This is a genomic window from Mucilaginibacter sp., from assembly GCF_028288205.1.
Lineage (GTDB): Bacteria > Bacteroidota > Bacteroidia > Sphingobacteriales > Sphingobacteriaceae > Mucilaginibacter.
Genome location: NZ_JAQBOD010000067.1, coordinates 1 through 12,912, shown reverse-complemented (window position 1 = coordinate 12,912; position 12,912 = coordinate 1). Strand labels below are relative to the sequence as shown.

17 protein-coding genes are annotated in these 12,912 nt (G+C 39.5%); 6 read left to right on the top strand and 11 right to left on the bottom strand.

The window, feature by feature from the left end; genetic code table 11:
* Positions 1-5: 5 nt before the first annotated feature.
* Positions 6-1,325: a UDP-N-acetylmuramoyl-tripeptide--D-alanyl-D-alanine ligase gene (gene murF / locus JWR23_RS17620; RefSeq protein WP_299517834.1), complete on the top strand. Its 1,320-nt coding sequence runs from the start codon at positions 6-8 to the stop codon at positions 1,323-1,325.
* 18 nt (positions 1,326-1,343) lie between these two features.
* Here murF and JWR23_RS17615 read toward each other — a convergent pair whose 3' ends face one another.
* Positions 1,344-2,483, bottom strand: a complete 1,140-nt coding sequence (locus tag JWR23_RS17615) for an FAD-binding oxidoreductase (RefSeq protein ID WP_299517832.1) — start codon at positions 2,481-2,483, stop codon at positions 1,344-1,346.
* A 135-nt stretch (positions 2,484-2,618) separates the two neighbouring features.
* Between JWR23_RS17615 and JWR23_RS17610 the strand changes: the two genes are divergently transcribed.
* A complete protein-coding gene (locus tag JWR23_RS17610) occupies positions 2,619-3,311 on the top strand; it encodes a zinc metallopeptidase (protein ID WP_299517830.1) in 693 nt (230 codons plus the stop codon).
* A gap of 185 nt (positions 3,312-3,496) precedes the next feature.
* Here JWR23_RS17610 and apaG read toward each other — a convergent pair whose 3' ends face one another.
* Together apaG and dusB are read right to left on the bottom strand one after the other, a co-directional pair.
* Positions 3,497-3,883: a Co2+/Mg2+ efflux protein ApaG gene (gene apaG / locus JWR23_RS17605; RefSeq protein WP_299517827.1), complete on the bottom strand. Its 387-nt coding sequence runs from the start codon at positions 3,881-3,883 to the stop codon at positions 3,497-3,499.
* Between the two features lie 115 nt (positions 3,884-3,998).
* Positions 3,999-5,009 (bottom strand): tRNA dihydrouridine synthase DusB, encoded by a 1,011-nt coding sequence (dusB, locus tag JWR23_RS17600; protein ID WP_299517824.1) that lies wholly within the window; start codon positions 5,007-5,009, stop codon positions 3,999-4,001.
* A 42-nt stretch (positions 5,010-5,051) separates the two neighbouring features.
* Between dusB and JWR23_RS17595 the strand changes: the two genes are divergently transcribed.
* The 4 genes from JWR23_RS17595 to JWR23_RS17580 are packed head-to-tail and all read left to right on the top strand — an operon-like array spanning position 5,052 to position 7,682.
* Positions 5,052-5,978, top strand: coding sequence for a CPBP family intramembrane glutamic endopeptidase (locus JWR23_RS17595; RefSeq protein WP_299517821.1), 927 nt, complete (start codon positions 5,052-5,054; stop codon positions 5,976-5,978).
* Positions 5,979-6,185 (top strand): hypothetical protein, encoded by a 207-nt coding sequence (locus tag JWR23_RS17590; RefSeq protein ID WP_299517819.1) that lies wholly within the window; start codon positions 5,979-5,981, stop codon positions 6,183-6,185.
* A 3-nt stretch (positions 6,186-6,188) separates the two neighbouring features.
* Positions 6,189-7,001 (top strand): phosphatidate cytidylyltransferase, encoded by an 813-nt coding sequence (locus JWR23_RS17585; protein WP_299517817.1) that lies wholly within the window; start codon positions 6,189-6,191, stop codon positions 6,999-7,001.
* A gap of 18 nt (positions 7,002-7,019) precedes the next feature.
* Positions 7,020-7,682 (top strand): phosphatidylserine decarboxylase family protein, encoded by a 663-nt coding sequence (locus JWR23_RS17580; protein ID WP_299517872.1) that lies wholly within the window; start codon positions 7,020-7,022, stop codon positions 7,680-7,682.
* Between the two features lie 3 nt (positions 7,683-7,685).
* Here JWR23_RS17580 and JWR23_RS17575 read toward each other — a convergent pair whose 3' ends face one another.
* The 8 genes from JWR23_RS17575 to JWR23_RS17540 all read right to left on the bottom strand — a co-directional run bounded on the left by JWR23_RS17575 (position 7,686) and on the right by JWR23_RS17540 (position 12,721).
* A complete protein-coding gene (locus JWR23_RS17575; protein WP_299517815.1) occupies positions 7,686-8,351 on the bottom strand; it encodes a polymer-forming cytoskeletal protein in 666 nt (221 codons plus the stop codon).
* Positions 8,352-8,372: 21 nt separating this feature from the next.
* The gene (locus JWR23_RS17570) at positions 8,373-9,395 is read right to left on the bottom strand and encodes a hypothetical protein (protein ID WP_299517813.1); all 1,023 of its coding nucleotides are present in this window, start codon (positions 9,393-9,395) and stop codon (positions 8,373-8,375) included.
* Between the two features lie 285 nt (positions 9,396-9,680).
* The gene (gene rplS / locus JWR23_RS17565; protein WP_299495973.1) at positions 9,681-10,028 is read right to left on the bottom strand and encodes a 50S ribosomal protein L19; all 348 of its coding nucleotides are present in this window, start codon (positions 10,026-10,028) and stop codon (positions 9,681-9,683) included.
* Positions 10,029-10,158: 130 nt separating this feature from the next.
* A complete protein-coding gene (locus JWR23_RS17560; protein ID WP_299517810.1) occupies positions 10,159-10,407 on the bottom strand; it encodes a hypothetical protein in 249 nt (82 codons plus the stop codon).
* A gap of 4 nt (positions 10,408-10,411) precedes the next feature.
* The gene (locus tag JWR23_RS17555; protein WP_299517808.1) at positions 10,412-10,909 is read right to left on the bottom strand and encodes a hypothetical protein; all 498 of its coding nucleotides are present in this window, start codon (positions 10,907-10,909) and stop codon (positions 10,412-10,414) included.
* 43 nt (positions 10,910-10,952) lie between these two features.
* Positions 10,953-11,516, bottom strand: coding sequence for an RNA polymerase sigma factor (locus tag JWR23_RS17550; RefSeq protein ID WP_299517805.1), 564 nt, complete (start codon positions 11,514-11,516; stop codon positions 10,953-10,955).
* Positions 11,517-11,571: 55 nt separating this feature from the next.
* The gene (gene trmD, locus JWR23_RS17545) at positions 11,572-12,249 is read right to left on the bottom strand and encodes a tRNA (guanosine(37)-N1)-methyltransferase TrmD (protein WP_299495970.1); all 678 of its coding nucleotides are present in this window, start codon (positions 12,247-12,249) and stop codon (positions 11,572-11,574) included.
* A 55-nt stretch (positions 12,250-12,304) separates the two neighbouring features.
* Positions 12,305-12,721 carry a VOC family protein gene (locus JWR23_RS17540; RefSeq protein ID WP_299517803.1) on the bottom strand — a complete coding sequence of 139 codons (417 nt, stop codon included), beginning with the start codon at positions 12,719-12,721 and terminating at the stop codon, positions 12,305-12,307.
* Between the last annotated feature and the right edge of the window lie 191 nt (positions 12,722-12,912).

Below are 12,912 nucleotides of genomic sequence, written 5' to 3'. Positions count from 1 at the left end.
AAAATATGACCACTACCGAACAACTATATCAACTTTATTTGCAACACCAGGCTATCAGTACCGATACCCGCAAAATTGGCGCAGGCAGTTTATTCTTTGCCCTAAAGGGCGACAAGTTTGACGCGAATACCTTTGCCCAACAAGCCATAGAAGCGGGTGCCGCTTATGCAGTAATTGATAATCCCGAATATAAGTTTAATGACCGGTGCCTTTTAGTCGCTGATGTTTTAACCGCCCTGCAGGACCTTGCCCGACATCACCGTAAACAATTAACTATACCGGTTATTGGGCTTACCGGCACTAATGGCAAAACCACTACCAAGGAGTTAATAAATGCTGTTTTATCACAACACTTTACAACACTGGCTACGCAGGGAAATTTGAATAATCATATCGGCGTTCCGTTAACTGTTTTAAGTATTAACGCCTCTCACCAAATGGCGGTGATTGAAATGGGCGCCAATCACATAAAAGAAATTGAGCTGCTTTGTAGCATTGCACAACCAACGCATGGCTTAATAACCAATGTGGGTAAAGCGCATTTAGAGGGGTTTGGCAGTATTGAGGGCGTGAAAATAGCCAAGGGTGAGTTGTATGATTGGCTGGCCCCTAATGGCGTTGCGTTTATCAACAGCGGCAACACTATTTTAACAGAGATGGCAGATCAGCGAAAGTTTGCTGTGCCGCCGGTTTTTTATGGTGATGCTATTGATGACCTGGTGAGCGGCGAGATCATAGAAAATGCACCGCTGCTGTCTGTGGAGTGGACCAACAATAGCTCGGGCGAAAGTTATGTAGTTAAAACACAATTGACCGGTGCTTATAATTTAGATAATATTTTGGCGGCCATTTGTATCGGCGTTTATTTTAAGCTGCCGGCTGTCGAAATAAACCGGGGCATTGAAGGCTATCAACCAAAAAATAACCGGTCGCAAATTGTGCAGACAGCTACCAATACTTTGATATGCGATTACTATAATGCCAATCCAAGCAGTATGATGGTTGCTATTGATAACATTGGCAAGATAACGGCCAACAGGAAAGTGTTGATCTTGGGCGATATGTTTGAGATGGGCGCAGAATCGGCTATAGAGCATAAAGCGGTTATGGAAAAGGCGTTGGATACAGAAGTTGATGAACGCATTTTTATCGGCAAAGAATTTCAGCAAGCGGCATTTATTATGAACTATCGACCATCGACTATGGTCTACCCAACTGCCGAAGAGGCTATTGCCGGGCTAAAAGCCAATCCTATAAAAAACTCAACTATATTAATTAAAGGCTCGAGAGGTATGGCTTTGGAGCGGTTGGTGGAATTGTTTTGATACAGCGCGCTCAAATTATCAACCGTTTATCGCCAACTCCGCAACCTCTTCCCCTACCAAACTTCCCATTGCTACACCCATACCATTACAGCGTACCGCGCAAAAAACATTGGGTTGCACTTCTTTTACAATCGGGGTAATATCTTCACCAAAGCCCATGATGCCGCTCCACCAGTAATCTATTTCTATGTTTTGGCCGGGTAGTATTATTTCGTTTAAATAGGTGGTTAGCTGTTGCTTTACTTTTTCGGTATGCCCAAAATCATATGTTTCTTCTGTTTTATAATCAATGTTCCTGCCGCCACCAAAGAGTACCCGGTTATCAATATTCCTGAAGTAATAATAACCTTCATTAAAATGATAAGTGCCTTTTAGCTTTAAGTTAGCGATGGGTTTAGTGATAAGCGCCTGGCCGCGACCCGGTACTACTTCTAATTCCGGATATAGTTGAGCAGCAAACGCATTTGTGGCTAAAATTACCTTACCTGCTTTAAAATTTCCCTGCGAGGTAGTAAGTTGGATATGATTGCCCTCTTGTTTAATCTCATCTACACTGCAATCATTCAAAACCAGTGTACCTGTTTCATAAACCTTCTGCAATAACGCGCGCATCATTTTACCGGTATTAAGCTGGCCCTCAAAGCGGTTAACTATTATTTGGTTAATTCCATTAAAGCCAAAACCTGCAATTTTATCATTAGCAACTGCATATATGTCAGGTTCGCCAATAGCTTGTTTTAATAAATTGTTAAAGTATGTTAAGCTATCCAGGCATTCTTCTGCTTGTTTAAGCTCATTGTTCCTGAATAATTCATAGCCGCCATATTGGTAGAAGTCGATAGCTACATCGCCCAGATTTTTCCGTAACCGTTGCAGGCCCCGCCATTTATAATCAACCATACGCAAAACTTCCGGCTCTGATGATCTTTTTAAGTACCCAATTTGTTCTGAAACAGTGCCAAAACAGGCAAATCCGGCATTTTTTGTGCTTGCGCCACTGGGTAAAAAGCCGCGCTCCAGCACCAGTACTTTTAAAGCGGGTTGCTGTTTCTTTATGTGTAGCGCGGCGCTCAGGCCCACAATGCCGCTGCCAATAATTACCACATCGGCATTATTAACAAATTCGGTTTGCTCCCAGTATGAAAAATTGCTTCGCATTAAGTCAAAAGTAAAAAATTCAAAATTCAAACCAGCAGCTTTTTGACTTTTGAATTTTTACTTTTTAATTTAACTGGAATGCTTTTTGAAATACCTGTTTAAAAAATTTAACATTCATTTTTAAGATATATAGATATGGGATCAGCATGGTTTTTAATGATCATTATAGCATTGGTGAGCTTTATTGTTCAGTGGCGCTTTAAAAGTAAATTCAAACAATATTCAGAAATGGCTTTATTATCCGGCCTGTCGGGCCAGGAGGTTGCCGAGAAAATGCTGCACGATAATGGCATTTATGATGTACAGGTAATATCAGTGGAGGGGCAACTAACCGACCACTATAATCCCGAAACAAAAACAGTTAATTTAAGTCCGGATGTGTTTAACAGCCGTAGTGTAGCCTCGGCAGCCATAGCGGCGCACGAGTGCGGGCACGCGTTGCAACACGCCGCGGCTTATAATTGGTTAAACTTGCGCACAGCGTTAGTGCCGGTAACTAATGTAGCGTCAACTTTAGTACAGGTTACTTTGTTTATTGGTGTAATGCTGTTATTCTTTATGCATAATCCGCTGGTGTTGGCTATTGGTGTGGCTGCTTTGGCAGTAGTAACTTTATTCAGTTTTATAACCCTGCCCGTTGAGTTTGATGCCAGCAGCCGTGCGTTGGCCTGGTTAAATAACAACTACACTGTTATGCAAACCCGCGAAGAACATGATCAGGCCAAAGACGCCCTATGGTGGGCCGCTATGACGTATGTGGTTGCAGCATTGGGATCGTTGGCTACATTGCTGTATTATGCTTCGTTTTTATTTAACAGGAGGAGCTAACCCCCCGGCCCCTGAAAGAGGAGTAATAGCAAACATGAATATATAAAGACGCATCATCAATAGAGTCAGGAATAAAGTGATAAGACTAAACTTTTATGCCTGAGTATTAATAAAGAAAGCCCCGGATTGAATAATCAACCGGGGCTTTTATATATCTTGTCTCTTTGTTTCTTTGTTTCTTTAACTTAATTCATCCTATACGGAGCTATCAAATAAAACTCAGGTATTTGTACATTAAAAACAGCGCTGTCCATCAGGCGCATCATTTGATATTCGCCCTTCATGCTGCCCATATCTGTTTTAAGGTTACAGCCTGATACATACTCGTGCGAGCTGCCCGGTTCAATTACCGGTTGCTGCCCAACTACACCTTCTCCCTCTACCTCGCGCTTAGCGCCGTTCGAGTCGAAAATATACCAGTGCCGGCTTAACAAACGTACAGCATAGCTACCCATATTTTCTATATTAACCTTATAAGCGAACATAAAATGATCGTTTGCCGGGTTGGAATACTCCGGCTGATAAATAGTTTCTACCGAAACTTTAACCCCATCAGTTATGAATGTGACCATATACACAGCATCTTTTAGTTCAAATATAGCGCAACAGCTCAAAAATCAAGCCATCTGAATGGCATAATTTTTAGCAATATATATTTTTTAATGAAAAAGAAAAAAAACTAAAATGTTAAATCTCTATAGTAGATACGGGATTTTCGAACCTGGGGTTGTTTTCTAACTCGTGTAAAATATCTTCCAGCTCGTCAAAAGTACCTGCGGTAACCAGTTTCATACGGTATTCTTTAAAGTTTTCTATCCCTTTAAAGTAGTTAGCATAATGCCTGCGCATCTCAAAAACACCTGTTTTAGGGCCCTTCCATTCTATTGATTTTACCAAGTGTGTACGGCAGGCATCAATACGCTCGGCAAAGGTTGGCTTGTCTAAGTGTTCGCCGGTTTTAAAATAATGCTTGATCTCGCGAAATATCCATGGGTAACCAATAGCCGCCCTGCCAATCATCATGCCATCTACACCATATTCCATGCGCCATTGTGCCGCCTTTTCGGGCGAGTCAATATCGCCGTTACCAAAAATGGGTATCTGTATTTGCGGGTTTCTTTTAATCTCACGTATCAATGTCCAATCGGCCTGTCCTTTATACATTTGCGCGCGGGTGCGGCCATGTATGGTTAAAGCCTTAATACCTACGTCTTGTAAACGCATGGCAACTTCCTGTACGTTTTTGGTATTATCGTCCCAGCCCAGGCGGGTTTTTACGGTTACCGGTAAATGAGTGCCCTCAACAACCGCTTTGGTCATAGCTACCATTTTATCAATATCCTGCAATAAGCTTGCGCCCGCGCCACGGCAAGCCACGTTTTTTACAGGGCAGCCATAGTTTATATCGATCAGGTCAGGACCTGCTTGCGACGATATTTCAGAAGCTTCACGCATGTGCTCAATATCGCTGCCGAATATCTGTATGCCTATAGGGCGCTCGTATTCAAAAATATCCAGCTTTTTACGGCTTTTTGCCGCATCGCGAATTAAGCCTTCGGACGAGATAAACTCGGTGTACATCATATCCGCGCCATGTTGCTTGCACACGTAACGGAAAGGCGGATCGCTCACGTCTTCCATCGGTGCCAGCAGCAGTGGGAATTCTCCTAAATCAATATTTCCTATTTGTACAGACATGGCTTATCTTTAAGCGCTGCAAAAATACGAATTTTAAGCTAAATGATAATAACCGTAAATAAACATACCCGCCCGTCTTTACAATTCTTAATTTTTATTGCGTTAACCATAGGCATTATTGGTGTTGGCTATTTAATTGGAGCAGCGGCAGTAATTGGTTTGTTTGGGGCAAATGTTTTAATGGATATAGCCCGGCTTAACCTAACCGATCCAAACGCGGCTAATGCCTTATGGATATTGCAAATTGTTAGTACCACTATCCCTATTATAACCGCCTCGGTTATTTTTGCTTACGCGATAGTAAAAGATCCAAAAGAGTATCTTAAATCAACCTTTAAATTTCCATGGATATTATTGGTTATTACTTTTTGCGTGATGGTAATATCATCGCCATTAATTGAGTACCTGAGTAATATCAACCAAAAAATGGTACTGCCTCATTTTTTAGATGGCTTACAAAAATGGATGCGTGATACCGAGGACCAGGCGCAAAAGCTTACTGCCGTTTTACTGCAAATGAAAACCATTTGGAGCATGATATTTAAATTGCTGGTAATTGGCTTGCTTACGGCAATAGTTGAGGAATTTATGTTTAGGGGTTGCATACAAACCATTTTTACCAAATGGACCGGGAATATGCACGCTGCTATATGGATAACGGCTGCTTTGTTCAGCGCGTTCCATATGGAGTTTTTTGGCTTTCTGCCACGAATGATGCTGGGTGTTTTATTTGGTTATTTTGTTGCCTGGAGCGGCAGCATCTGGACAGCCGTTTGGGGGCACTTTATAAATAACGGCACCGCGGTTATTGTGAGTTATCTTTTCCAAAATAAAATGATAAAGATCAACCCCGACGATCAGCATATATTTAATTATGGCGCTTACCTGTTTAGCCTGATAATTATTTTATTTTTGCTGTATCTATACTATAATATCGCAACGGGTAAAAAGCAAATGCCTGTATTGTAAATGGAAAAAAACTGGATCAAAATATTTACTTCGCCTGATTTTTACCGGTCGGAAATTGTAAAGCAGGTGCTTTGTGAGCACCAAATTGATGCGGTATTATTAAATAAACAAGCTTCATCACACCGCAACTTTGGTAATGTTGAGGTTTATATTCACCAGGAAAATTTTAGCCATGCCATTGAGCTGATGATCCTGAACCAAATTTAAATTATGAGAATACGCGCCATTACGGGCTTCTTTTTTATTATTGTAATGCTCGCCTCCGTTTTATTGAACAATTATGTATTCGGGGTATTTTATTTACTGCTCAGCGGGTTTTGCTTATGGGAGTTTTACGGCTTGGTAAAAAAAGCCGGCATAAAACCCAATATACAAAGCGGCTTATTAAACGGCATTTTTATTTATGCCCTATTTGCGCTGATAAATTATTCTTCCAATACTGATGCCCATAAATTATTATTCCTGCTGCCTATTACCCTAAGCGCCATATTTATACAGGAGTTGTTTAAAAAAACCGATGCGCCATTTACCAATATCGCCTACACCTATTTAGGCTTGATATTTACCATTATGCCTTTTACTTTTTTCCACGCGTTAGCTTATGTGGGCGGGGCATTTAATTTCCATTTGCCACTGGCATTTTTACTGATGCTTTGGGCAAATGATACCGGGGCCTACCTTGTAGGAAGCAAGTTTGGAAAAACCAAGTTATTTGAACGCCATTCGCCTAAAAAAACATGGGAAGGTTTAATTGGCGGCATTATTATTACAGCCGTTACAGCCTACATTATAAGTATTTATTATACCGAGCTGGGTTTAGAACATTGGATATGGACAGGTATATTAATAAGCTGCTTTGGCACTACCGGCGACCTGATAGAATCTATGTTTAAACGCAGCATTGATGTGAAGGACTCGGGCGGCATATTGCCGGGTCATGGTGGTTTGCTCGACAGGTTCGACGGGTTATTAATAGCCGCGCCAATTGTATATGCTTATCTATACTTCATTACAAATGCTTAATTTTGCCTTATGAAAAAAATGACTTTCCATAAAGAAGGATATACTTCGCTTGCATTGTGTATCCTGTTTATATTTGTTTTGAACGCGGCTATACAATTTTATTTTCCGCAGGCAATTATTATAAAATGGATAATATATATTCTATCTTTTGCTCTTTTTGTTATCATAGTGCAGTTCTTCCGCAGCCCGTTTTTAGAGGTTGCCCGGGATGAAAAAAGTGTACTTTGCCCTGCAGATGGTAAGGTAGTAGTAATTGAAGAAACTGTAGAAACCGAATTTTTAAAAGATAAGCGTATTCAGATTTCAGTTTTTATGTCGCCTATAAATGTGCATATTAACCGTAATCCGATAAGCGGCGTTATTAAATATTTTAAATATCATCCGGGTAAATATTTGGTGGCCTGGCATCCAAAATCATCTACCGAAAATGAACGCACTACTGTTGTTATCGAAAACAGCGCAGGTACACCTATTTTATTCAGGCAAATTGCAGGCGCGTTGGCCCGCCGCATTGTTTGGTATGTAAAAGAGGGTGATGTAGTGGAGCAGGGCGAGCAATTTGGCTTTATAAAATTTGGCTCCAGAGTTGATGTTTTTTTACCGCTGGGCTCAAAAATAAACGTGGAGCTTGGCGAAGTAGTTAAAGGCGGGGTTACAACACTGGCAGAATTGCCTGCATAACCATTACCACCAGCGTTGGGTATTATTAGAATTATTTTCTTTTTTTAACGAGGCCTCAGCAATTGCTGGCGCGGGCTCTTGCTCTTTTACCGCAACAGGTTCTGGTGGTGTATCGGCTTTATCAATAATAACCTCAATGTGCTTTTCCTCAGTTACAATAGCAGCAACCGGTTCAGGTTTAACTTCTTGTTTTACAACAATATTCGTCGCTTTGTTTTCTTTATTTAGTTCAGCTAATTCGCCGGCTAATTTATTTGCAAGGTAATCATCTGTCGAGAATTTTGTTTTATTCCATTGCTCAGTAAGCGCGTCTATATCCTCGCCTATGGTTATATAACCATTAATAACGGCCCCGGGCTCAATATGTACAGTGGCCGACTGTATATTGCCTCTTACAACGGCAGTGGCTTTAATATCAAGCAGATCTAACGAGGTTATATCACCATTTACGGTGCCGTTTACTACACATAATTTAGACGTAATATTACCTGTTAGTACTCCCCGCGGTTCAATTGAGACTTTCTCGGCACAAAATAAATTACCGGTAAGTTTTTCATCTAATATGATCAATTCTTCAGAGAAATAATCGTTTCCCTCACTTATCAATTCTTTGATATTGCTGATGGATTCTGTTACCTGGGGCGTTTCTTTTTTAAAGATACTTAACATGGGGTATTTTTTTACATGGTATTATTGGTCGCTACCGAACCGGGTTACCACAGTTGTTGAATTACCTATATCAATACCGATAGATGACTTTTCTAAACCGCCTGAAATGCGCAATGAGTTTAATGCATAACCTTTACTTGCCAATGCAGCCGGGTCGCTTACAACCTCTAATTGAACTATCTCACCAAACTCTGCTTTAAAGCAATCTACCAGGTCCTGGTAATACATTCCACCTCCACATAAGTAAACCTTATTGGTTTTCATTAAGTTCTTATCTATAATAACATTCCTTAGGTTTGGAGATATTACTTCATTGTAGTATGATCTTAATGCATTTTTTCTGATCTCTCTCAAATCAACATTTTTCCTGTCAATAAATATATACCCTTTCTGGAAAGCGTCATCCAATGTATGCGCTGTTCTTAATTCAAGATAATAGCTTTTTGAAAGTTCATTGATCATATAGTTTATCGCATAGCGCAAACCATGGGTACTTATCATACTTTGTTCAATCACGCCCGAATCCATACTCAGTACAGATTCAAATGTTCCAAACCCGCAGCTTAGTATAAAAAAGTTACCTTTTGCCGCTTCTTCGCCTTTTCTTAAAGCAATGGAGCAGCCAACAATTTCTGGTATAACATCAACATTCTTTACATCCAGTATTGCCGTTCTTTTTCCGCTGCCGCCAAAGGTTGATGAATCATACTCTACTATATGGTTTTTTTTCAATTGCTCAATAGCAACCTCTTTATAGATACGATAAGTAGCATAGGGAAAACCTGTAGTAATAGTTACGGGTTGCTCAACATCATCTGTAACCAACAGCATTGCTGCCTTTATCAATAATTGATAATCAAGATCATTTGGCGAAGAATTAAGCAATTTATGAGGTGCCTGCCCTTCATTAAGCGCTAAATTACCGCAAATGTACCACTGGTTATTATGAAAAACTTTCAAACCGTTCAACAGGTCTGAAGATGTATTGTTTAATGCAGAATTGTTGTTTTCAATTAAACTGGAAAATGTTTGTGATAGTAGCATTTTAATGTTTGGTTAAGGTTGTTATACAAATTATGATAAATCGGCAAAAATTATACTGTATGGTATCGGCTTTTTAAATAGATTGTAAATAAATATAACGTTTAGTTGAAAAACAACTTATTAATAATAGCTTCCTGTTTATCAAATTTATAACATTTAGCTATAAATAAAAAACAAAATACGCTTTTTAGCATGCTTTTTACAATAATAGCTATTTTCTTTTAAATTAAAATGCATAAAAAAAGCCTTCCTGTTTGGCAGGAAGGCTTTTTTATTTTGCTGTAACTAAACTCTTTTTGATTTGATACGAGCCGCTTTACCGGTAAGGGCGCGCAGGTAGTATAATTTAGAGCGGCGTACTTTACCGTAACTATTTACTTCTACTTTATCAATATTTGGTGAGTTGGCAGGGAAAATACGTTCAACGCCAATTCCGTTTGAAACCTTACGTACAGTAAATGTTTCTGAAACACCAACGCTGTTACGTTGGATAACCACACCCTGGTAAACCTGAATACGTTCTTTGTTTCCTTCTCTGATTTTATAATGCACGCTTACAGTATCGCCTGCTTTAAAAGCTGGAAATTTATTAACGGTTACTGTTTGCTCTTCTACAAATTTTACTAAATCCATGATTTTAAGCTCTAAAAAGCGATTTTTAACCCGTAAAAATCGGATTGCAATTATAGGGATTATTTTTGATAATAAAAAGTCTGTTTTAAAAAATTCACATTTTCTTTTTTATTAACAAAATACCTTCACTTTATTCCTTATCCGTTGTGGTAATTTGCGGTCTGGCCTCTGTAAAATAAGCAATAATTGTATAAACCAATCCTATAATTAACAGGTTAAATACAAAATTGATCATAGTGTCACTCCCCGAGTGCGATCTGCCGTCAATATCAATAAATGTATATACCGCGTATGCAATAGCCAATACAAATATTACCCAGCCTATAATTGATGCGGGCCAATAAATTAAACCCTTTCGTGTAAACCAATTTAGTTTCATGTTCTTATTTTTTAATTGATATGGAGATATTTTCCGTCATTACATAAGCCGTAAAAACACCAATTATCCCAAGGCTAATCAATATAAGCAATATATTAATTAGTCTTAGTTTCAAGGTAATCATTAATTCATTTACTTTCGTTCTTTTGGCATCTACTCTTACATATTGCACATGTACGATAGCGAGCGAGTTGATAACAAGGCATACAAACGGCAAGCCCACCAATAATAATGGTGATAAAAACCGGGTATTGGGATTTTTATCTAAATCGGCAACCAGGTTAAACATAGCCTCGAACCAGCTGATGTGAATGTGGAAGAAGTAGTACATAAATACGCAAAACAAAAAATAGCAGGGTATAATAACCAACCATACACCAAGTGCTGCAGACCGCCCGGCATTCATGATAGCCATTTTCACCATTTGCTGGTGTTTTACCGGATCAACATCCGGAACTTGTAAACTTTCCATTTGCTTTAAAAATTCGTTTTTGTCTTTCATGTTAACTATTCTTATAATGCAAAAATTAAATTTGGTTGCAGTATTAAATCATATTGCTCAATTTTTCTAATCCGCGCGATAGCAATGATTTTATAGTGCCTTCATTTTTATCTAAGATCAATCCTATTTCGTTAATTGATTTTTGTTCGAAATAGCGCAACGCAATCACTTCCTGGTACTTAATATCCAGCTTAAGCAGATTTATCCTTATTAAATTATAATCATTATGTGCTTTTAGTTCCTTTTCCATTACTTCTCTTTCATCATCAGCGGCATAATGCAGCAGCTTTTCCATTTGCGGGTTTTCTAATAATTGCTGTAGCGATTGTGGCATGTATTTATTACGGCGGTAATATTGATTAAGCTCATTAGTGGCTATGCGGTATAACCATGAGGAAATGCTAATGCCTTTCCATTGGAAAGTATTTATTTTAAGAAAAGCTTTCAGAAAGGTCTCGGCAGCTATGTCTTTTGAAAGATCATAATCACCGGTGCGGCGCATGATGTAACCAAACACGGGTTTATACCAAATATCAAACACCTGCCCAAATGCTGCCGCGTCTTTATGGCATTGTTCAATAAGGATTTTTTCCTGTTCGGGTTTCATTGTTGCTTTTGTATAATGCAGTTATAGCATTTACGTTGCAACTTAAATGTACAAATTAATCTTCCAGTATATCCGGCCTTCTTTCCTTTGTACGCTCAACCGCCTGCTCAAATCGCCATTTTTCTATTTCGGGCGTGTTGCCGCTTAGCAAAATATCGGGTACTTTATGGCCGTTCCAGTCGGCGGGGCGGGTATAAACCGGGGCGTCAAGCAAGCCGTCCTGAAAAGAATCAGACAGGGCCGATGTTTCATCAGATAATACGCCGGGTATCAATCGCACCACGGCATCAACTACAATGGCTGCGGGCAGTTCTCCGCCCGATAACACATAATCGCCTACAGATATTTCGCGGGTAACAAAAATGTCGCGTATGCGTTGGTCAATGCCCTTATAATGCCCGCAAAGAATTATAATATTTTGTTTGATGGATAGCTGGTTAGCCATTGCCTGGTTTAGTGTAACACCATCAGGCGACATGAAGATCACCTCGTCATAATCACGCTCTGCCTTCAACTTATTTATACACGCGGCAAAAGGCTCAATGGTCATCACCATACCACTGCCACCACCGTATGGATAATCGTCTACGCTTTTTTGTTTATTAGTAGCATACTCGCGCAGATTATGCACATGTATTTCGGCAATGCCTTTTTTTTGCGCGCGCTGTAAAATTGAATGTGCAAAAGGGCTTTCCAGCAAACCTGGCAATACAGTGATGATATCAAAACGCATTGGGCAAAGTTAGAGATTTAAGTTAGAGATGAGTGATTAGTTTTTAAGATCAGCACTAACCCTTCCAATCCGGCGATGCAGGTATGCGGCATTGGATTACCCAATGATGGCCAAATGGGTCCTTCAGCTCGCCTTGCCGGTAGCCATATTCATAGTCGATAACCGGCGATATTATGGTTGCGCCTGCAGTAATTGCCCGGTTAAACAGGCCATGTACGTCTTCGGTCATTAAGCCTATGATTACAGTACTGCTATTGTATTTATCAGGACTAATCTTCGCCGGATTATGCGGCATCATCTCATGTAAGTGGAACATAGCATCCTCTATCATGAATTCGGCTACATGTACGCTCCCGTCATCATTGTTAAGGCGCATGTTTTCAACCGCGCCGAAGGCATTTTTGTAAAAATCAATATCCGTCACACCATTGCGAATGGTTAACATAGGCGCGAAAGCTGTTTTTGTTTCCATGATAAAACTTTAATCTTTACTAAAATAAATAAAATTATCATCAATGTCATTTCTCTCTCGTACCTCGTTCGATTTCTATGATCTAAACAACTAATTTACAATAATTTTTTTCGTAGGGTCTGTTCTGATTAACGCAGGCAAATATCCGTAAGATGAGTTTGTTTCTGACTGCATTTATCACACTCATTTTA

What these genes read in the sequence shown, in the direction of transcription:
- murF (WP_299517834.1), top strand. Translation starts at nt 6, where the DNA reads ATGACCACTACCGAACAACTATATCAACTTTATTTGCAACACCAGGCT.
- JWR23_RS17615 (WP_299517832.1), bottom strand. Translation starts at nt 2,483, where the DNA reads ATGCGAAGCAATTTTTCATACTGGGAGCAAACCGAATTTGTTAATAAT.
- JWR23_RS17610 (WP_299517830.1), top strand. Translation starts at nt 2,619, where the DNA reads ATGGGATCAGCATGGTTTTTAATGATCATTATAGCATTGGTGAGCTTT.
- apaG (WP_299517827.1), bottom strand. Translation starts at nt 3,883, where the DNA reads ATGGTCACATTCATAACTGATGGGGTTAAAGTTTCGGTAGAAACTATT.
- dusB (WP_299517824.1), bottom strand. Translation starts at nt 5,009, where the DNA reads ATGTCTGTACAAATAGGAAATATTGATTTAGGAGAATTCCCACTGCTG.
- JWR23_RS17595 (WP_299517821.1), top strand. Translation starts at nt 5,052, where the DNA reads ATGATAATAACCGTAAATAAACATACCCGCCCGTCTTTACAATTCTTA.
- JWR23_RS17590 (WP_299517819.1), top strand. Translation starts at nt 5,979, where the DNA reads ATGGAAAAAAACTGGATCAAAATATTTACTTCGCCTGATTTTTACCGG.
- JWR23_RS17585 (WP_299517817.1), top strand. Translation starts at nt 6,189, where the DNA reads ATGAGAATACGCGCCATTACGGGCTTCTTTTTTATTATTGTAATGCTC.
- JWR23_RS17580 (WP_299517872.1), top strand. Translation starts at nt 7,020, where the DNA reads ATGACTTTCCATAAAGAAGGATATACTTCGCTTGCATTGTGTATCCTG.
- JWR23_RS17575 (WP_299517815.1), bottom strand. Translation starts at nt 8,351, where the DNA reads ATGTTAAGTATCTTTAAAAAAGAAACGCCCCAGGTAACAGAATCCATC.
- JWR23_RS17570 (WP_299517813.1), bottom strand. Translation starts at nt 9,395, where the DNA reads ATGCTACTATCACAAACATTTTCCAGTTTAATTGAAAACAACAATTCT.
- rplS (WP_299495973.1), bottom strand. Translation starts at nt 10,028, where the DNA reads ATGGATTTAGTAAAATTTGTAGAAGAGCAAACAGTAACCGTTAATAAA.
- JWR23_RS17560 (WP_299517810.1), bottom strand. Translation starts at nt 10,407, where the DNA reads ATGAAACTAAATTGGTTTACACGAAAGGGTTTAATTTATTGGCCCGCA.
- JWR23_RS17555 (WP_299517808.1), bottom strand. Translation starts at nt 10,909, where the DNA reads ATGAAAGACAAAAACGAATTTTTAAAGCAAATGGAAAGTTTACAAGTT.
- JWR23_RS17550 (WP_299517805.1), bottom strand. Translation starts at nt 11,516, where the DNA reads ATGAAACCCGAACAGGAAAAAATCCTTATTGAACAATGCCATAAAGAC.
- trmD (WP_299495970.1), bottom strand. Translation starts at nt 12,249, where the DNA reads ATGCGTTTTGATATCATCACTGTATTGCCAGGTTTGCTGGAAAGCCCT.
- JWR23_RS17540 (WP_299517803.1), bottom strand. Translation starts at nt 12,721, where the DNA reads ATGGAAACAAAAACAGCTTTCGCGCCTATGTTAACCATTCGCAATGGT.